The sequence below is a fragment of the Aureimonas sp. AU22 genome (genome assembly GCF_001463745.1).
GTDB lineage: Bacteria > Pseudomonadota > Alphaproteobacteria > Rhizobiales > Rhizobiaceae > Aureimonas.
Map to the genome: position 1 here is coordinate 209,328 of NZ_BBWJ01000004.1, position 18,199 is coordinate 227,526.

General features: G+C 63.2%; 20 protein-coding genes and 1 pseudogene. 16 read left to right on the plus strand and 5 right to left on the minus strand.

All coding sequences use genetic code 11. The features are described 5' to 3' along the window. Positions 1-23 precede the first annotated feature (23 nt). The 15 genes and pseudogenes from msrB (at position 24) to AUL34_RS21755 (ending at position 13,825) form a co-directional block, all read left to right on the plus strand. Positions 24-518: a peptide-methionine (R)-S-oxide reductase MsrB gene (gene msrB, locus AUL34_RS01460; protein WP_061930051.1), complete on the plus strand. Its 495-nt coding sequence runs from the start codon at positions 24-26 to the stop codon at positions 516-518. A 35-nt stretch (positions 519-553) separates the two neighbouring features. Continuing rightward, positions 554-1,258, plus strand: a pseudogene (gene msrA / locus AUL34_RS01465) (peptide-methionine (S)-S-oxide reductase MsrA). 43 nt (positions 1,259-1,301) lie between these two features. Then, positions 1,302-1,859, plus strand: a complete 558-nt coding sequence (locus AUL34_RS01470) for a sigma-70 family RNA polymerase sigma factor (protein WP_156420724.1) — start codon at positions 1,302-1,304, stop codon at positions 1,857-1,859. Beyond that, positions 1,856-2,521 (plus strand): NrsF family protein, encoded by a 666-nt coding sequence (locus tag AUL34_RS01475; RefSeq protein WP_244492407.1) that lies wholly within the window; start codon positions 1,856-1,858, stop codon positions 2,519-2,521. Before AUL34_RS01470 ends, AUL34_RS01475 begins: the two co-directional genes overlap by 4 nt. A 213-nt stretch (positions 2,522-2,734) precedes the next feature. Then, positions 2,735-3,793, plus strand: coding sequence for an adenylate/guanylate cyclase domain-containing protein (locus AUL34_RS01480; RefSeq protein ID WP_156420725.1), 1,059 nt, complete (start codon positions 2,735-2,737; stop codon positions 3,791-3,793). A 351-nt stretch (positions 3,794-4,144) separates the two neighbouring features. Then, the gene (locus tag AUL34_RS01485; protein ID WP_061930621.1) at positions 4,145-4,999 is read left to right on the plus strand and encodes a transporter substrate-binding domain-containing protein; all 855 of its coding nucleotides are present in this window, start codon (positions 4,145-4,147) and stop codon (positions 4,997-4,999) included. 57 nt (positions 5,000-5,056) lie between these two features. After that, a complete protein-coding gene (locus AUL34_RS01490) occupies positions 5,057-5,719 on the plus strand; it encodes a DUF1989 domain-containing protein (RefSeq protein WP_156420726.1) in 663 nt (220 codons plus the stop codon). Beyond that, positions 5,710-6,345, plus strand: coding sequence for an urea carboxylase-associated family protein (locus AUL34_RS01495; protein WP_061930056.1), 636 nt, complete (start codon positions 5,710-5,712; stop codon positions 6,343-6,345). Before AUL34_RS01490 ends, AUL34_RS01495 begins: the two co-directional genes overlap by 10 nt. Positions 6,346-6,347: 2 nt before the next feature. After that, on the plus strand, positions 6,348-6,998 hold the full coding sequence (locus AUL34_RS01500; protein WP_061930057.1) for an amino acid ABC transporter permease: 651 nt from the start codon (positions 6,348-6,350) through the stop codon (positions 6,996-6,998). An 8-nt stretch (positions 6,999-7,006) separates the two neighbouring features. After that, complete coding sequence (locus AUL34_RS01505) at positions 7,007-7,699, plus strand: amino acid ABC transporter permease (protein ID WP_061930060.1); 693 nt, start codon at positions 7,007-7,009, stop codon at positions 7,697-7,699. Then, positions 7,696-8,490, plus strand: a complete 795-nt coding sequence (locus tag AUL34_RS01510; RefSeq protein ID WP_061930063.1) for an amino acid ABC transporter ATP-binding protein — start codon at positions 7,696-7,698, stop codon at positions 8,488-8,490. The genes AUL34_RS01505 and AUL34_RS01510 overlap by 4 nt, the downstream gene beginning before the upstream one ends. Positions 8,491-8,528: 38 nt before the next feature. After that, positions 8,529-9,203 carry a DUF1989 domain-containing protein gene (locus AUL34_RS01515; RefSeq protein WP_061930066.1) on the plus strand — a complete coding sequence of 225 codons (675 nt, stop codon included), beginning with the start codon at positions 8,529-8,531 and terminating at the stop codon, positions 9,201-9,203. Positions 9,204-9,219: 16 nt separating this feature from the next. Continuing rightward, the gene (locus tag AUL34_RS01520; RefSeq protein ID WP_061930069.1) at positions 9,220-10,065 is read left to right on the plus strand and encodes a MurR/RpiR family transcriptional regulator; all 846 of its coding nucleotides are present in this window, start codon (positions 9,220-9,222) and stop codon (positions 10,063-10,065) included. Between the two features lie 699 nt (positions 10,066-10,764). Further along, positions 10,765-12,072, plus strand: a complete 1,308-nt coding sequence (locus tag AUL34_RS01525) for a site-specific integrase (protein ID WP_061930072.1) — start codon at positions 10,765-10,767, stop codon at positions 12,070-12,072. A 190-nt stretch (positions 12,073-12,262) separates the two neighbouring features. After that, positions 12,263-13,825: an ATP-binding protein gene (locus AUL34_RS21755; protein WP_082653073.1), complete on the plus strand. Its 1,563-nt coding sequence runs from the start codon at positions 12,263-12,265 to the stop codon at positions 13,823-13,825. A 12-nt stretch (positions 13,826-13,837) separates the two neighbouring features. Here AUL34_RS21755 and AUL34_RS01530 read toward each other — a convergent pair whose 3' ends face one another. From AUL34_RS01530 to AUL34_RS01545, 4 genes are all read right to left on the minus strand, one after another. Next, positions 13,838-14,170 carry a hypothetical protein gene (locus AUL34_RS01530; RefSeq protein WP_061930074.1) on the minus strand — a complete coding sequence of 111 codons (333 nt, stop codon included), beginning with the start codon at positions 14,168-14,170 and terminating at the stop codon, positions 13,838-13,840. A 6-nt stretch (positions 14,171-14,176) separates the two neighbouring features. Next, positions 14,177-14,656 (minus strand): hypothetical protein, encoded by a 480-nt coding sequence (locus AUL34_RS01535; RefSeq protein WP_061930077.1) that lies wholly within the window; start codon positions 14,654-14,656, stop codon positions 14,177-14,179. Further along, the gene (locus AUL34_RS01540; protein ID WP_061930080.1) at positions 14,653-15,555 is read right to left on the minus strand and encodes a hypothetical protein; all 903 of its coding nucleotides are present in this window, start codon (positions 15,553-15,555) and stop codon (positions 14,653-14,655) included. Before AUL34_RS01540 ends, AUL34_RS01535 begins: the two co-directional genes overlap by 4 nt. A 195-nt stretch (positions 15,556-15,750) precedes the next feature. Further along, positions 15,751-16,164, minus strand: coding sequence for a helix-turn-helix domain-containing protein (locus tag AUL34_RS01545; RefSeq protein WP_244492408.1), 414 nt, complete (start codon positions 16,162-16,164; stop codon positions 15,751-15,753). 767 nt (positions 16,165-16,931) lie between these two features. On the opposite strand from AUL34_RS01545, the gene AUL34_RS01555 reads away from it, so the two are divergent. Then, the gene (locus tag AUL34_RS01555) at positions 16,932-17,114 is read left to right on the plus strand and encodes a hypothetical protein (protein WP_061930088.1); all 183 of its coding nucleotides are present in this window, start codon (positions 16,932-16,934) and stop codon (positions 17,112-17,114) included. A 300-nt stretch (positions 17,115-17,414) separates the two neighbouring features. On the opposite strand, the gene AUL34_RS22480 is transcribed toward AUL34_RS01555, so the two are convergent. Next, a complete protein-coding gene (locus AUL34_RS22480; RefSeq protein WP_192845669.1) occupies positions 17,415-17,591 on the minus strand; it encodes a hypothetical protein in 177 nt (58 codons plus the stop codon). Positions 17,592-18,199 lie beyond the last annotated feature (608 nt).

The window sequence follows — 18,199 nt, forward strand, 5'->3', positions numbered from 1 at the left end:
ATGGAACGGGAAGGAACCCCATCATGACGACGCGGCGATCGCTTCTGCGAACAGGAATGACGGCGCTCCTGGCGGGAGCTGGTCTCGGACGCTTCGGCTCGGCGATCGCGGCTGGCGCCGGCCGCTTCGAGATCACCCGCACCGATGCCGAATGGCGCAAGCTCCTGCGCGGCGACGTCTACGAGGTGATGCGCCGGTCCGGCACGGAGCGCCCCTTCACCAGCGATCTTCTTCACGAGGTGCGGACGGGAACCTTCACCTGCGCCGGGTGCGAGCGCGACCTCTTCGCCTCGCATACCAAGTTCGAAAGCGGCACGGGATGGCCGAGCTTCTGGCAACCTTTGCCCGGCAGCGTCCTCACGCAGCGCGACACCAGCTTCGGCATGGTGCGCGACGCGGTCGAATGCAGCCGTTGCGGTGGCCATCTCGGTCATGTCTTCGACGACGGCCCGAAGCCGACGGGCCTTCGATACTGCATGAACGGCATCGCCCTGCACTTCCGCCCGGCCTCCGCCTGAACGGCGACATCGCCTGCACCGAAAGGATCCACTCCATGAGCCGCTGCATCCTCGCGCTCGTCGCCCTCGGCGGCCTTGCCGCCTCGCTCTTTGCCGCCGCCGGCTCGGCCGACGCGATCGAGGCCAGCCGGCGCACGCCGGCACCGATCCTGAAAGCTGAAACCGCGGTGAATCGAGCGGTCCTTGCCGGCGGTTGCTTCTGGGGCGTTCAGGGCGTGTTCCAGCATGTGAAGGGGGTCACGAGCGCGGTGTCCGGATATGCCGGCGGCGAGCGGTCGACGGCGCGTTACGAAGCCGTCGGCAGTGGCCTGACCGGTCACGCGGAGGCAGTGGAGGTTACGTTCGATCCCGCCGTCATCACCTACGGCGAGATCCTTCGCATCTACTTCTCCGTCGCGCACGACCCGACGGAGCTGAACCGTCAGGGCCCCGACAGAGGCACGCAGTATCGCTCGGCGATCTTCCCCGTCGATGCGGCGTAGCGCCGGATCGCGGCGGCCTACGTGAAGCAGCTCGGCGAGGCGAAGATCTACGGCCGGCCGATCGCCACCACGATCGAGACGGGCAAGGCCTTCTACGCCGCCGAGGGCTACCACCAGGACTACCTCGCGAGGCACCCGGACGCCCCCTACATCGTCGCGAACGACCTTCCGAAGATCGGCGATCTCGAACGCCTCTTCCCCGAGCGCTTCCGCGGTGAACCCGTGCTGACCTCGGGGACCGGGACGGCATCCAACTGAGAGCCCCCGCACAGGGTCGGCCGGAAGAACGGGACGCGATCCCTTGACGATGCGCTCGCGCGAAGAGGACTGGTCGGCCTGGATGGCGGCGGCGCTGGAGGGTGACGAGCCTTCCTACCGCCGCTTCCTCGAGGCCGTGACGCCGCACCTCAGGATGCTCGTGCGGGGGCGCCTGTCCGCCTTCGGCGCAGGCAACCAGGATCTGGAGGACGTCGTCCAGGAGGCGCTCCTCGCCATCCACCTGAAGCGCGGCACGTGGGATCCCCAGCGCCCGATCGGGCCGTGGATCTCGGCGATCGCGCGCAACAAGCTCGTCGACGCCCTGCGGCGGCGCGGACATCGCATCCATGTCCCGATCGAGGACGTGGTCGACCTCGTCCCGGACGAGCGCCAGACGACGTCGATGGACGAGCATGACGTCGATCGAATGCTCGGCAGCCTGAAACCCGTCCAGCGCGATATCGTCCAGGCCGTCTCGCTCGACGGGACCAGCGTCCGCGACACGGCCGAGCGCCTGTCGATGACGGAAGGCGCGGTGCGCGTCGCGCTTCACCGGGCGTTGAAGAGCCTTGCGATGCTCTATCGCGGAGGAATGACATGATGCCGGACGACGATCGCGGTCAAAAGCCGTCCATCGGGACGGACCGGCTCATCCGCATGTTGTCGAAGGACGCGAAGGTTCGGGTCCGTTTCGGCCGGGTCATTGTCCAGGCCGCCGCCGCCGGCATTCTGGCGGCTGCGATCTCCTACTTCGCCATGCTGCATCCACGGCCCGACCTCGAAGCCGTGTTGCGCACCGCCCGCGTCCTCTTCAAGTTCATCGTCACGCTCCCGCTGGCCGTCGCCATGATCGGCCTGCTCGACCGCATCGGCCGACCGGCGGCCCCGCTCGGGGCCTGGCCATGGCTTCTGGGCGGCGTCGCCGCCGTGGTGGCGACCGGCGTCGGCGTCGAACTGGCGATGTCGCCTCCGGCGGAATGGGCGAGCCGCCTCGTCGGCACGAACGCGCGCTACTGCCTGTTCTTCATCCCGGCGATCGCGATCGGTCCGCTTGTCTGCTTCATCGCGGCGCTTCGCCAGGGAATGCCGTCGCGCCCCGGACTGGCGGGCGCGGCGGCGGGCGTCGCGTCCGGAGCCATGGCGGCGGCCTTCTATGCCACCCATTGCCCCGACGACAGTCCGCTGTTCGTCGCCACCTGGTACACGCTCGCCATGGGGATCACGGCAGCCTTCGGCTATCTCGCGGGGCGTCGGTTCCTATGATTCCGGGCGAGTCGTCGGGTCGGAAACGGCCCTCGCATCGATCACCCTGGTATGAACCGGCGAACGCCGTCGCTCGACCGCGGAGGCGCCGCCACGAGGCCACTGGTACGGGTGGCCTCATCCGCGCCATCATGCGGTGCCGGATCGCTCGTCTGGCGGGGCGAGGGCCGCGGCCAGTCGATGCCGCCGGTGCGATCAGCTCGGGACATGTCGATGCGACGACATCACCTATGGTTCCTTCTGATCGCTCCAGCGATCGGGGCCCTGGCAGGGCTCATCTACTGGTCTGTCTTCGAGCAGGCCGGAACGTTCGTCGGATCCCTCGTGCGGGGTGCCTGCGTGGGTTCGCTGATCCTCTTCTACGAACGCGGGCTTCTGCTGCCGGCCTGGCGAAACCGCATCCGCCGTCTGGCGACCCCGCTCTTCGCCGGGGCCACACTCGTCACCTACGCCTCGATGATCGCCGCCGCCAACATGGCGGCCGGATTGGCGCTGCATCATGGGCTGGGCGTCATGGAAAGCGCGCGCGCCGCGATGGTGATGACGCAGTCCGGCTTCGCCTATTCGATCGTCGCGTCGCTCGTGGTCATTCTCATCTTCCGGATCCGGGATCTCATCGGACCGAAAGTCTTCTCCAACCTCCTGCTCGGCCTCTATCACCGTCCGATCCGGGAGGAGCGCGTCTTCCTGTTTCTCGACATCGTCGGGTCCACGAACTTTGCCGAAAGGAACGGCGATCTGGCCACGCAGGTCTGGCTCGGACGGATCTTCGACGCCCTTGCCGCCCCCGTCCGGCGATCCGGGGGGGCGATCGACGACTATATCGGCGATATGGCGCTCGTCACCTGGACGATCGGGCGCGGAACGCACGATGGCGCTTGCCTTCGGTGCGTCTTCGACTTCGCATCCGTGCTCGCGCAGGACGCCGCGTCCTGGGAGGCCGATCATGGCGCCCTGCCGCGCTTTCGCGCAGCTCTTCATTGCGGACCGGTGGTGACCGCCGAAATCGGCCTCGAACCGCACAAGATCACCTATTTCGGTGACGTCGTGAACACGACAGCCCGCCTGGAGGCCTTGTCCAAGGCGCTCGATGTTCCGGTCATCGCGTCCGCGAATCTTATAGAGCGGATCGATCGGCTTCCCGCCTGCCTCGAAGTCCACGATCTCGGCACCCACACCGTACGCGGCCGCAACGAAGCGCTCTCGGTGGTCGCCGTTTTCGAACGAAGCGGCAACGGGGAACCTGAAAACGTCAAACCCCTTGGCGAATGAAGGCATGGAAGCGATGCGCGCTTCCGGTTTCGCCCACGGATACCGGACGGCTGACGCTCGCATCGACGTCACCGCTCCGCGACTGAGGCCGCTCTGACGGGAAGCTGCTGGTCTTCCGCTCACCGAACAAGGGAAACCGCCCGCAATTTCAGCAGGCGCTGCCCCGCACGGTGCCAATTGAGGCACAACCGGCCGCAAGACGACGGGCGACATGGGCTTCGGTTCTGGCACGACACTTGCTTGAACAGTTTCAGGGCCCATGGCCCTTTCGTTTTCCGCGAGGATGAAACCCCAGTTTCATTTTCCGCGGATTGAAACTCGGGTTTCCTTTACGCTGTGGGAATGTGCATCATGATGACGGACAATCTTCGCAAAAAATGCTGGGCGACAGCGTCGCTTGCGGCCGCCCTCTTCTGCCTGGCCGCATCGCCTGCATCGGCCGATGCACTCGACGACATAAAAGCGCGCGGCAAGATGATCGTAGGCCTCGATCCCACCTTCGCTCCGTATGAGTTCACCGACGCAAGCGGAGCGATCACCGGTTACGACCCGTCTCTTCTGTCGAAGATCGCGGCGAACATGGGCGTCGAGGTCGAGTACCGTACGATGGCGTTCAGCGGCATCATTCCCGGTCTCGTCGCCGGTTCGTTCGACTTCACGGCAACGGCCCTGAACGTCACGGCGGAACGCGCCGAACGCATCTCCTATACGATCCCGGTCAGCCAGTCGGTGAACGGCATCCTGCGGCGGGTCGGCGACACGAAGGTCGACGGCGATAAACCCGGAGCCCTCGCAGGCCTGACGGTCGCCGTGAAGCAGACGAGCACACCGGAGCGGGTCGTTCAGGAAGCCAGCCAGGAACTCGAGACGAAGGGCAGCGCACCGCTGAACATCGTCAGCGTCGAAACGACGGAGCAGACCGTGACGGCCCTCGGCACCCGTCGCGCCGACTTCATCGTCGACGACATGAGCGTGCTCGCCCAGATCATGAAGGAGCGCCCCGGCCAGTTCGAACTCGCAGGCGAACTCGGAGCCACCGACTACATCGCCTGGGGAGCGCGAAAGGACGACACCGCCCTGACGGACGCGTTGAACGCGGAACTGCGCAAGCTGAAGGCTTCCGGCGAGATGAAGGCGCTCCAGGAGCAGTTCCTCGGCATCGCCTTCGACCTTCCCGAAGCCGACTTCGTCCCGACCGCGAAGTAACGGGAAAAGGGGGTCTCGCATCCTCCTCCCGTTCCATCCGAAAGCAGAGAAGACACCATGTGCAATCGCCATAGCCATTCCGGCATGGGCCCGGACGGCATGCTCGTTCCCGGTGGTTTCGGCCGCGGGTTCGAAGCCACGGCCGGCCAGTTCATCACCATCGTCGACCTGAAGGGGGAGCAGGCAGGAGATTTCGTCGCGTTGAATCGCGCCGACCTCGGGGAGGTGCTGTCGCCGGTCCACACCCGTCGCCGCAACCTCTCGATCTACTTCAAGGAAGGGGACTTCCTGATGTCGTCGGAGGGAAATCCGATGTTCGAGGTCGTGAAGGACACGGTCGGCATCCACGACGCCAACGTCCCGGCCTGCGACCCGACCCGCTACGCCGTCGACTTCGGGGTGCCCGGACACCGCAACTGCCTCGAAAACATGTTCGAGCCGCTCCAGGCCTACGGCATCGACATCCTGCAAGTGCCGGAACCGTTCAACTTCTTCCAGAACGGCCCGGTGAGCCCCGACGGGCGCATGGCCGTCACCGACACCGTCAGCCGGTCCGGCGACCACCTGATCCTCAAGGCGCTCATGGACGTCGTCTGCGCGATCTCTCCCTGCCCGCAGGACATCATCCCCGGAAACGGGCTCCTGGTCACCGACATGCGCGTAGCCGTGACCGAAGCGCGCCCTGACGCCAGCCAGATCGAGGCACTGCAATGCTGTTGATGAAGTCGCCCGAAACGGGCATCGCCCCGCCCGAGGGCCGCTGGACGGTCGCGGATGGACAGGTCGTCGCCTGCGACGCGTTCCAGGGACAGCTTCTCACCGTCACCGACGAACTCGGCGGCCGTACCGCCCAGCTCTACGCGTTTACGAAGGCCGACCTCGGCGAATTCCTGTCGCCCCATCACACGAGGGTGTTCAGCAACTCCTATCTGCTTGGCCTCGGCATGCGTCTCGTCACCAACCGGCGGCGGCCAATCATGGTGCTCGGCAAGGACACCGTGCGCGCGCACGACCTCCTGCTCCCGGCTTCCACAGACCGAAGCCTCCGCGAGGCGGGCCTTGGTCCCCATACGGGTGCGCGCGAGGCGTTCTCGGCAGCTGTCGCGACGCGCGGGCTCGACCCGATCAAGTTGCCCGACCCCGTCAACCTGTTCCTCCATGTCGGCATCGGAACCGACGGGGGAATTCGACCCAACCCCGTAGCGCACGCAGCGTCCGGACACGTCACCTTTCGCGTGCTGATCGACTGCACCGTCTTCGTCGGCGCCTGTCGCAGCGATCTCGGCACCGAGCAAGGCAACGGCCCGATCCGTGTCGAGGTGCACAACGAGCTCCGGAGGGGCTGACGATGCTGGAGCCGGCGAGACTTGTCGCGGCCTTACCGGAACTCGCACAGGGCGCGGCGACGACGCTGGCTCTGACTGCCTGCTCGGCCCTGCTGAGCTGGGTCGTCGGGGGTGTCGTCGTCTGTGCCCTGCTCTCGGGTTCGACCGCCTCGCGGTGGACGGCTCGGGTCTATGTAAGCTTCATGCGAGGCACGCCGGCTCTGGTTCAGCTCTTCCTTGTCTTCTTCGCGTTGCCGCTCCTTGGCGTCCATCTGCCGCCGTTCCTGGCTGCGAGCCTCACGCTCGGGCTGAACTCGGGCGCCTATGTCGCCGAGATCATGCGGGGCGCGCTCCTTTCGATCCCGGCCGGCCAGCGGGAGGCTGCGGACGCGATCGGCATGCGCAGCGTCGCGCTCTGGCGACGGGTCCTGCTGCCGCAGGCCGTGCGCATCGCCCTGCCCTCCCTGATCAACGAGATGACCCTGCTTCTCAAGACGACACCCTTGGCCTCGGTCGTGGCCGTGACGGAGCTGACCTTCGCCGGCCAGATCGTCATCGCGCGGACATTCGAACCGACCGAGGTGCTGCTGGCGGTCGCCGTCGGCTATCTCGTCGCCAGCCAGGCCCTGGTCCAAACCGCGCGCGCCATCGAGCGACGCACGGCGATCGGTTGAGGAACCCCATGTCGCTCGACTGGTCGCTGGTTCTTGCAACGGTTCCCCTTCTTGCACGTGGCGCCTGGATGACGGTGCGGCTCAGCATCGCCACCGGCCTGCTGGCGCTGGCCGGCGGCGCGGTTCTGGCGCTGCTCTCGTCGGCGCGCCTTCCGCTCCTGCGTGGCCTTGCCCACGCGTTCATCGGAGCAATGCGTGGGATCCCACCCCTCGTCCTGATCCTGATCGCCTTCTATGTCCTGCCCAATCTCGGCCTTCTCCTGTCCCCGGAGGCCGCGGGCGTCATGGCGCTGGCCGGCTATTTCTCGGCCTATGTCGCCGTCGCCCTGACCGGCGCGCTGGCGGCCGTTCCCCCCGGCCAGACCGAAGCGGGGCTCGTGGTCGGCATGACGCCGGTTCAGCGCCTGGTGAGGATCGTCCTGCCGCAGGCGCTGCCCATCGCGCTTCCCGTTCTTTGCGGACTCCTGATCGGCCTGATGAAGGAGACGGCGCTTCTGTCGGTGATCTCGGTGGGAGAGCTGACCTTCGCCACCAAACAGGCGGTGTCGCGAACCTACGCCCCCTTCGAGGTCTACCTCGTCGCAGCCCTTCTCTACTGGGCCATCAGCATCGCGCTCGAAAGCCTCGCCCGCCTCCTGGAGCACCGTGCCACACGCTTCCGCCGCGGTACGCCCGCACTGTCCGAAGGACGTAGCCGATGACCATTCCCGCCCTGCACGCCGAAGCCATCACCAAGACCTTCGACGGCCATCAGGTGCTGTCCGGCATCGACCTGAAGGTCATGCCGGGTGAAGTCGTGTGCATTCTCGGCCCTTCGGGCTCCGGCAAGTCGACGTTCCTGCGCTGCATCAACCGCCTCTCGCCCGCCACCTCCGGACACATCTACCTCAGCGGCGAACTCTTCGGCGAACGGGAATCGGCCGGCGGCGGCGCCGTGCCGTTGGAACATCGCCGGCTTCAGGAACAGCGCCAGCGCATCGGCATGGTATTCCAGTCGTTCAACCTCTGGCCGCACCGAACGGCGATCGAGAACGTGATGGAGGGCCCGCGCGTCGTGAAGGGCATGAAGGCCCGTGACGCACGTTCGCTTGCCGAAACGCTTCTCGAACGCGTCGGACTGTCGGAGCGGATGAAATACTATCCCACCCATCTTTCCGGCGGGCAGCAGCAGCGCGTCGCCATCGCCCGCGCCTTGGCCATGCAACCCGAGCTCATCCTCTTCGACGAGCCGACGAGTGCCCTCGACCCGGAACTGGTCGGAGAGGTCCTCGCCGTCATCCAGGAACTCGCTCGCGAACACACAACGATGGTCATCGTCACCCACGAAATCGGCTTCGCGATGGAGGTCGCGGACCGCATCGTGCTGATGGACAAGGGGCAGATCGTGGAGGACGCATCGCCGCGCCAGTTCGTCGAGAGGCCGCGCGAGGAGCGCTCACGCAGGTTTCTCGAGAAGGTGATGAGCCGTCACGCCCTCTCGACGGCGCAGTGACCGACAACTCAACCCATTCGCCAGCACAGGACCACACGATGCGCGATCCCCAACCGACCCTCGTTCCAGCCCGACACGGCAAGGCCACGCGCCTGCGCGCCGGCCAGGCGGTGAAGCTCGTCAACATCCACGGAACGCAGGTCGTTGATTGCTGGGCCTGGAACGCCCGCGATCTTGCCGAGCACATGTCCATGGAAGCGACGCGCGTCTGGAACCAGCGCCTCAATCCCGTTGTCGGGGACAGCTTCGTCACCAACCGCCGCAACCCGATCCTCACCCTGGTGGAGGACACCTCGCCCGGCGTGCACGACACGTTCATGGCGGCCTGCGACTGCCATCGCTACCAGCGCCTCGGCGTTCGCGAGTATCATCGCAACTGCCTGGACAACATGCACGAAGCCCTGCGCGACATCGGCCTGGAGGCGCCCCAGCCGATCCTCGCCTCCTTCAACATCTTCATGAACATCGCCGTCCAGCCCGACGGACGCACGCTCGCCACGAAGCCGACCGTCACGAGACCCGGTGACCACGTAATCCTCAAGGCCGAGATGGACTGCATCGTCGCCTTCTCGGCATGCCCGCAGGACATCGTTCCGATCCAGGGACAGGGCGACAACACCCCGAAGGACGCGGCCTTCATGGTGCTCGACGAGGGGTTTCCCGATCTTCCTCCCTCCGCTACCTGGGTCCCCGACCGCTCCATGACCTCCTGACCGAATCGGCGCGCCGATGTCCGTTCCCCTGGAAACACGGATTCGCGAGAACTACGACCGCCTGCCGCCTCACGAGCAGCGGCTGGCGGACGTGATCCTCAACTTTCCCGGGGAACTGGCGAGCTATGCCGCCAGCGAACTGGCAGGGCTGGCCGATGTCTCGAAGGCCACGGCCAGCCGCTTCTTCCGGCGGATCGGCTACGAGGATTTCGAAGAGGCCAGGCGGGAAATGCGGGCGAACCAGCGCTGGGGGTCGCCCTACTACCGACATACGCGCGAGGCCGAAGCGCGCGGCGTTTCGGATACGTTCGACGGTCATGTCGCAAGCGAGGTCGCCAACATCCATTCCACCTTCGCCCAGCTGTCCCGGGAAGACCTCGACGCGGCCGTCGCGGCTCTGGCCGGCGCCCGGCGGGTCTACTGCCTGGGCTTCCGGACGAGCGCGATGGTCGCAGCCTATGCCGCGTGGCTTCTCGGGCAGGTGCGAGACGACGTCGTCGTGCTCCCGAACGGAGCGAACACCATGGCCGAGCAGGTCGCCGGCCTGAACTCGAGCGACGTCGTGTTCGCGATCGGGCTGCGGCGACGCGTGCCGGCCCTCTCGTCCGTGATGCGAGCCGCGGGAAAGCGTGGCGCCCGCATAATCTACGTCACCGATCCCAGCGCTCATCGCTCGGCGTCGCTTGCAAGCTGGGTGTTCCGCATCGAGGGCCGCAGTCCGACCCTGTTCGACAGCGACATCGCCGCCAACAGCCTCGTCCACCTCGTTTGCGGCTTACTGGCCAGCCGCGCCGGGCCCGCTGGCCGTCTTCGCCTGCAAGACATGGAACGGCTTCACGGCGAACTCGGCGACTTCGAGTAATCATCCAGACCGTCCGGACCGAGAGCTCGTCCTCGTCGAAGATCCGGCGCACGGCCGGGTCGTGGCTACGGCACGGATGTCGAGGAGCTCGTCGGCGAGTTAGTCGAGGGGTAGCGGAGCCAGAAGTCGATCGCCAGGGCTCGCTGTTATCCGACGAACACCCGGTCCCAGTCTTCGGTGCGAGCGCCCTCTGGCAAGGGTTCGCTGCCGCGGACGAGGATGAACAGAAGGCGCAGAGCGTCGCGGAACGCGTGGCCGGTTCGTCCGGGCTGACGGCGGCCTCCCCCTTCAGGCGGCGTTGGCATGCTCTTGCGCTCCTCCAGAGGGATTCACCGGAGGTTGAGCGACCGCGCGAGTGCCGTCCCTCGAACGCGAGCAATCTCGACGTGCAGGAACGGATGCAGGGCCACTGGAAAAGCGCTGTCGCCGAGCCCCCGTCCCAAAACCTGTCGTCCAGTCTCAAGGGGTCTGTCGTCGGCCGAGTTTGGAGCGGGCGATGGGGATCGAACCCACGACATCCAGCTTGGGAAGCCCTCCACGATGATGTTTGCCGAGTTTCGCATACGTTCACCATAGGCCGAACCGCCTGCAAACGCTGCAATCCGACGTCTGTTGCCGTTCGCGGATGTTCGCTACAGTCCGGGCTCGGTGGGACCACAGCGGGACCACGGACGCTCGTGGTCCCAGACGATGCCCAAGATGGACTTCACCGCCGCACGCGTGGCGGCAATCAACCCGACTACCGCCCTCGTCGAGTATCAGGACGAACGGCAGCCTGGTCTATCCCTCCGGGTGACACCTGCTGGGGCCAAGAGTTGGACAGTGCGCTATCGGCTCAAGAATGGCGATCGAAAGCGGGTCAACCTGGGTGCGTACCCTGCCCTACCCGTTTCTGTCGCGCGCTCCGAAGCAGCGAAGGTCGTGGGCGACGTCGCGCGCGGTGCTGATCCCGCGGGAGAGCGCGACAGCGAGCGGAAGGCGGGCCAGGAGCGCCGGGTGAACACGGTGGCCGCGATTGGCGAGGCATATCTGGAGAAGGCTGCAATCGGGCGCCACCGGCTCAACGGAAAGCCGATGCGGCCCAGCTCCCTTGCGCAAGATACAGCCTACTTCGAAAACGTCGTTCGGCCATACCTCGGCAGCCGACCCCTCGCCGACCTGACGCGGGCAGAGATCCAGACCGCAATAGATAAGGCCGAAACCGAGAAGTCGAAGTCGGCCGCCCGGTTCGGGCGCAACGTTCTTCAGCGGATCTACAACTACGCGATCTGGCAGGACATCGTCGTCAGCGATCCGACGCGCTTCGTATCCGCGCCGACCTGGACGGAGCGGGAGCGCGTACTTACGGATCCCGAGTTGCGAGCAATGTGGAAGGGGCTGGGGATGGTGCCCTCGATCGAGGGCGTCAGCATTTCGCCCAACCTCGTCGCGGCAATTAAGCTAGCGGCCGTGACGCTGCAGCGACGCTCAGAGGTCATCGGCTTGCGCGTCGACGAGGTTGACCGCACAGCCCGGACATGGACGATCCCGGGCACCAGGACGAAGAACGGGCGGACCCACATAGTACCACTATCCGATCTGGCCCTCTCCCTGATCGACGAGGCGGTAATGTTGCGTGTCGGAATGGGACGCGAGAGCCAGTTCGTCTTTGCCGCCCGTCGCGATCCGAACGCGGCGATCGGCGCCATGGCTCTGACGCATGCCTGGCGGCGGCTTGTGCCGCACCTGACGATCCCTGACCCGACCGAAAAAGATCCAAAGCGGACGAAACCTCTCGCCGGGATCACCCCGCACGACCTGCGCCGGACGGGTGCAACGGCCATCACCAGCGAGCGGATCGGTATACCTCGCTTCGTCGTCAGCCAAGTTCTGAACCACACCAGCGACGCTGGCGGGACGGCCGCCGTCACGGCAGTCTATGATCGGAATGCGTACCTTAGGGAGAAACGGGCAGCACTCGACGCGTGGGCCATTTTGCTTCAGACGATCGTCGGAGAGAAGCGTTGAAGAATGCAGTCAAAAATCACCTACCCTCTGCACGACCCGCAGCCGACGCCCGGTGAGCCGACCCTCCCGCACTGGCCCGCAAGAGGCAATCCACCGCCCATGGGTGCGCGTCTTAGTGTATTGTTTTTGCTAGGTTTTTTGCGGAACTCTCAACGACTCTCAACGACTCTAAACGACGTGAGTGCGTGAAATGACGACCCAGCTCAGTTTCGTCTTTGAAGCCTCCGAGCCACCTGAGCTGTCCCAGCTTTGGACTCCCGACGAGATCTATGATCGCTTGTCGTCCGAGAACATTCACCTGTTCAACGAAGATCGCCGACTGGAACGAAAGAGCGCTCGGATCAAGCCTAAACAGCTCGGCGAATACCTTTCGATGTGGTCGAACACGCACCCCTACGGCGGCATAATTTTGATCGGCATCGAGGATGACGGCAGCATCTCAGGGTGCGCCTCACTCAATCAAGTCCAGATCAACGAACTCCACTCGCTATCTGCCTACTGTGAAGACGCCCGATATGCAGTCAAGCAGGTGGCAGTCACGAACTCGAAGGGCGGCGATGATTTCGTCATTGCGATCCGGGTAAACTACAGGGATGACAAGCTAGTAGAAATAAGCAACGGCAAAGCGTTCATCCGCGAAGGCGATAAACGGATGGAACTGACAGAGACGTTGAAACGTGAGGTTAGGATTGCCAAGCATGAGATTCATTACGAGTTAGAGCAAGTCAACCTCAACTTCCCTGACGACTTCGATCGAGATCAGGTATCCAAGTTCTGCACTTCGTTTGCCGCCAATCGTGGCTTCAAGGGCAAAAAGACGGTCGATGAAATTCTTGGTCTAGCGAAGCTCGGCAAGGTGATTGGTGGCCGTTTGAGGCCCAACCTAGCCTGCGCGTTATTGTTCGCCCGCGATCCACGAGAGGTAATTCCCGGGGCACGTATCAGGATCATTAGATATGAAGGAACAGAAGAACAATTCGGCGACCGCCTGAACTCAGTTTTCAGCAGGTTCGTAGATGGCCCAATACCGACCATGCTTGCGGAGGCTCGGGAGATTATCGAGGCTCAAATCAAGGTCTATCAGAGACTAGTAGACGGCAAGCTAACATTCTCTCCAGAATATCCACAATCTGCATGGTTTGAGGCAATCGTCAACGCCGTTGCTCATAGATCATACAATCTGAAGACGCAGAACATATTTGTGAAAATTTTCGATGACCGTTTTGTCGTTGAAAGTCCAGGTGGCTTTGTACCCCCCACAACGTCGGAGACGGTGTATGACGCCCATAATCCAAGAAACCCGTTCCTGATGGAAGCAATGATGCAGTTCGAACTTACGTTCTGCGGCTTCGAAGGAACACGAAGAATGCGCCAAGATATGCAGAGAGCTGGACTACCAGCTCCAAACTTTATCCAGAAGGAAGTTAATGGACACCAAGTCCATGTGACCCTGAGTAACGATGCGGATCGACGCAGAAAGATTCGGGAGATAAGTCCTAACGTTTTCCTAAACGAGGAACTATTAACGTCTCTGACCGATGATGAGCGCAGGTTGATATCTGCGATGACGGAAGCAGATACCATCAATATAACTCTTGCTGCGTTGATCCTGAAGCGCAGCTGGCCCTATGCAAGCAAGGTGATCAATGGACTGGTTGAAAGGGGCTTGATTGAACCCGCGAACAATCGGTCAAAGAAACACGATGCAACCAAAAGGTACAGGATCAAGAAGCAACCTCGCAATGATAAATGAATTGACTGGATACTAACCCGTCACCTTCCCGAGATCCTTCATCGCTTGGTTGATGCGGGCGAACCCGTCTTCCATTGCCTCATGCATCTCGTGCCGCTCCCTATCCGCCAGGACAGCGAGCGAGCCGGCAATGCTTTCCAGCGCGACCGTCTGGCGGGTCTCCAGGGCGTCCCGTCGCTCTTCTGCCTCCTTGCTGACGAAGCCGACACCCACGCCCGCCACAACGCTGGACACCTGCTCGTCCGGCTTCTTATCCTTCGGCGAGTTGCGGAAGTAGGCGATGACGACGGCGATGATGGATCCGAGGAAGAAGGCGACGTTGTAGAGAATGTCCTTCTCGGGCATGCGCTTTCACTCCGCTGGCGGATCGGTGTCGACAGCGCGAGCCAGGCGGGCGCATCGGATGGTGTGATAACATTCAAGGGCAAGCAGGACCGGGTAGACCGCCAGCCCTGTCGCGTAAGTCCCCGACTGCATCAGGCCGATCAGGATCTGGAACCAGAAGAAGCAGGACACGAACGAGCCCAAGCAGCGCAGGTGCGGCGATCGGCGAAGCAGCCCGTTCACCAGAAGGATGATCAGCCTCCCACCTCCGGCCATCAGGCATAGAATTGCCCAGGAGTGCTGCGGCATCAGGTCCGCCATCTTCACGTAGGACGGGCCTTCCTGGAACAGCTTCGGGTTGAGGTGCAGGACCACCGACCACAGGAACAGGATCGCTGCGAGCGCCCATTCCGAAACGCGCGTGTCGAACGTCTTGCGAAAGCTCCGGTTGACATGGACGAAGAACGCGCCGACCGAGCGGTCTCCGCTCTTCTCGATCCCGGTCATACGGAACGCTCCGACTGAAACCGCTTGTCCCTCGCAAGATACGCGCCGAGAAAGTTGCCGATCAGGGTGCAGGCACCTCCGACGACCAGGCCCAACGCCGTTGCCGGCGCTCCGCTCTCCCAAGCGGCCGGGAGCCATCCAGCGGACTGGACGAGCAGGATAAGCGCGGCGCCAATTCCACCCGATACGACGCCCGCCTGCGCGCCTTTCACAGGCTTGTTCATCTGCTCGATCGGCGTCAGAGGCTTGTCGGTCATGGCAGGCGTCTCCTTCTCGGCCGGGCGCGACGAAGGCACCTCCACAACGATCACGTCTTCCGGTTCGGGCCGCGCGATCGGCGCGACAGCATCGGCCGCGGCAAGGTCCAGGACTTCGGCGAGAATCCCTTCAATCGCCTCCGGCTTCACCAGCGCCTTGTTCAGCCCATCGCCGGCATAGAAGCTCTGGCCACGCGAGATCTGCCGATGCTGGCCGCGCGTGGCGATGAGGACGGGGAAACTCGCCCACTCCTGCGCGAGGCGCTTGGCGAACTCGGTCCGGTCCATCTGACCGGACACGAACTTCTCGTATCCGCGGCGCTTCAGGAGGTGGTAGCCGAGCCGGTCCTGCAGGTTCGGCTCCATCACCTGCGCGCCGCGCAGCTTCAACTCGCTCTTGAGCTGCGAGAGCGTCGCTCGCATGAACTGGTAGCCGCCGGTCGCCGAAGAGCCGAAGCGCGAGGACCAGGACTGCTGCTGCCCCAACACCTCGTCCACGGTCATGGACGTGACGGGCTTCGGTAGCTTGTCCTGGTTGTGGCCGAAGATGATGTCGTAACCGGATCGGGCCTCCGTCCCAACCTCGGTATCTCGGATGAAGTCGAGCAGGCGCGCCGCGCCGGCGGGGACGGTTCGGTCCATGGGAATGATCCTTTCGGGCAAAGAAAAAGGCCGCCCCGAAGGACGGCCTTGACGATGGATGGTGGCAGGAGGCCCCCGCCATTTGAATACGCAGGTGACTCTGGTCACAGAAAGGCCCGCCGCGGCGGATCGGGCGGGCTCAGTATAACTCGTATGCTATGATCTACACGTGGGCGGACATGAGAGCCTGAAGCTTTATCGCCTGCGCTTCGATACGCTCACGTCTCCGATGGCATCCACCAGGTCACGTAGCCGTGCTCGGATCCTGACATCTTCCACCCGTTCGAGTGTTAGTTGCGTATCCGTGTTCACAGGTATGGATCCGATCGTTCTGGCGTCCCCTTGGTCGGTCGTTGGGTGTCCTTCAAAGAAATAAGTGATCTTCACCTCAAGGACGTCGGCAATTTTCAACAGCGTGCTCGCACTAATCCGATTGGTCCCAGTCTCGTACTTTTGGACCTGCTGATACGTCAGCCCCAGCTCATCACCTAAAGTGGACAGGCTCATTTTCCGATACTTACGAGCTTCTCTTATGCGCCCGCCTATCCTACTCTCGATATCTTCATCCCGGCGCACTCGCGTAGGCTGTTTTTCTGGAATGATGCTCACCTGCTCGTCTGCCGGTTCACCGAAGGCCGGAAGTCACCGCGTTTCCTACACCATTCGCCGCGTGTGTTTACCCTAATCCTGAGCCGAGTTTGGTCACGGCCACGCGTTCGGCGGAAGATCGTTCGTGTGGTTGGCGTGGGCTACGAATTTACTCCGCCCTCGACACACGTGCGGGACGTGCATAGCTCTACCGTCGCGCGAATTACGTTGGATCGAACTCCCTCAGGGCAATAATCCGTCGCAGATCCGATCTCATGATCAGGCTGTACCGCGTCAGGATACGATCTTCAGACCAACCAGCATCAACGAGCTGCATGACGTCCTCGAGAGGGACGCTGGCAATCCGAACTGTCCAGCCCCCGTCCGAGACCTCCCGCGTACGAACGACTGCACGCCCATAGGTCGGGTGAAACTCCATACGCATCCCCACGTTACCAACGCGCACGATACAATCGAAGCCGGTTCCCAGGGTTCCCTAGCGTAATATTGAACGGTGCACGTCAGTTGTCTGGGCGTCTTAAAACCGGTGAACATTCGCTATCGCGTCCGTCGTCCAGCGGGCTCGCCACGAAGACCCACCTGGCCTCAACATCACGACCGGGTGGGTCGCCCTCAGATGAAGTGTGGGCGGCGTCACCCAAATATGCTTGCGACGCTTGCCACGACATACGGCGGAAACAAACCTTGGCCTTTCGTTGTCTTGCGCCGCTTACGCAGCCCTATGTCGGTCGCACCTATGTCCTGCGGCCTGCGTTGAGGAACATTGTATGGACGAGCTCGTGCGACGCCTGGCCTTCGAGATCCAAGAGGACGGCATGAGCCGGCTCAAAGCACAGCGTATTGTCAGTGCCGTTCTCGCCGCTTTGGGCGACGGAGATCAGATCGGCAAAGCGTTGGTTGTGCGATCTGTTGCTCCGCACGCCAATCGTGACGAAGAACAGCGGTTCTGACCGTTGGACTGGCTCCCCCGCCGTTTGATGTGGAGTTGACTCTGCCCGACAACGGGCGCGTCTTGATCTAATCGCGTCGTGTAGGGTCCCTAAAACTCATGACGTGAAGGCCCGTCTGGTAATTGATACTCCCGGACGGGTCGCCTTTTGAGCGGCGGTTGACTCCCTCCCTATTCGGGCGCGTCCTGCGTTGATCGCGCCGCGAAGCGTCTCCAACGGTCTCGACGCGAAGACCCACCCGGACACGCCATCACGACCGGGTGGGTCGCCTTCTAGAAAAGGGTCGGTACGATCTGCGCCCTAGCGTCGAACGTTATCGTTTTCCGACAGGCGGCGAGCTGGCCACGACAAGATCGCGCGAAAGTCGGACTCTGCCTCGTATAGGTCGAGTAACGACATGAAGCCGGAAAGTTCCAAAGCTTCAGCGCCCGACATGGCGCCCGCTTCATACGCCTCAATGATCTCGTGCAGTCCCATTCGGCGCACTCCTGCTGCGTATCTTCATCGAAGAGGCGCAAGGCATTGAATGTTCCGATAAATCTTCGGTGCCGGCGCGATGTTCACGCGTCGACTGAGGGATCGCGCCTGCCGCCTGGGCAAATCTGAATTGGCTGGTGGTTGCTGATGAGGTGAGGTTGACTCCAGCTGTCGCGCGGCGCGTCCTAGCGGTATCGCGTCTTCACTCCTACGGTCACGACGCGAAGACCCGCCCAGTAAGTGATACTCCTGGGTGGGTCGCCCTCAGATGGGAGCGAATAGTGCCCTTGTTTAAACCAAACGACCCGCTCGCATAGGGCACGTATCGGATTCGCATTCGAGGCACGGAGACAATTCAAATCCTTAATGAGGCCCCATGCTACTAGTCAGTTTCGAATAAAGCTGGTTTGCTCCCGCGGTTCAAAGAGCCCGAGGAGGGACTGATGGCTAGCATCCGGTATCATTGCGAGACGACTGCCAGCGGCCATCAGCTGCGGTTTGAAAGTGGGGGCCGAGAGATCCTCCTGGATCTTGATCGGAGTGAGTTGAAGAAACTTGTCGGCACCCTCGTAACAGCGCTCTCTGGCCCTGCTGCGGTAAAGGCCGAG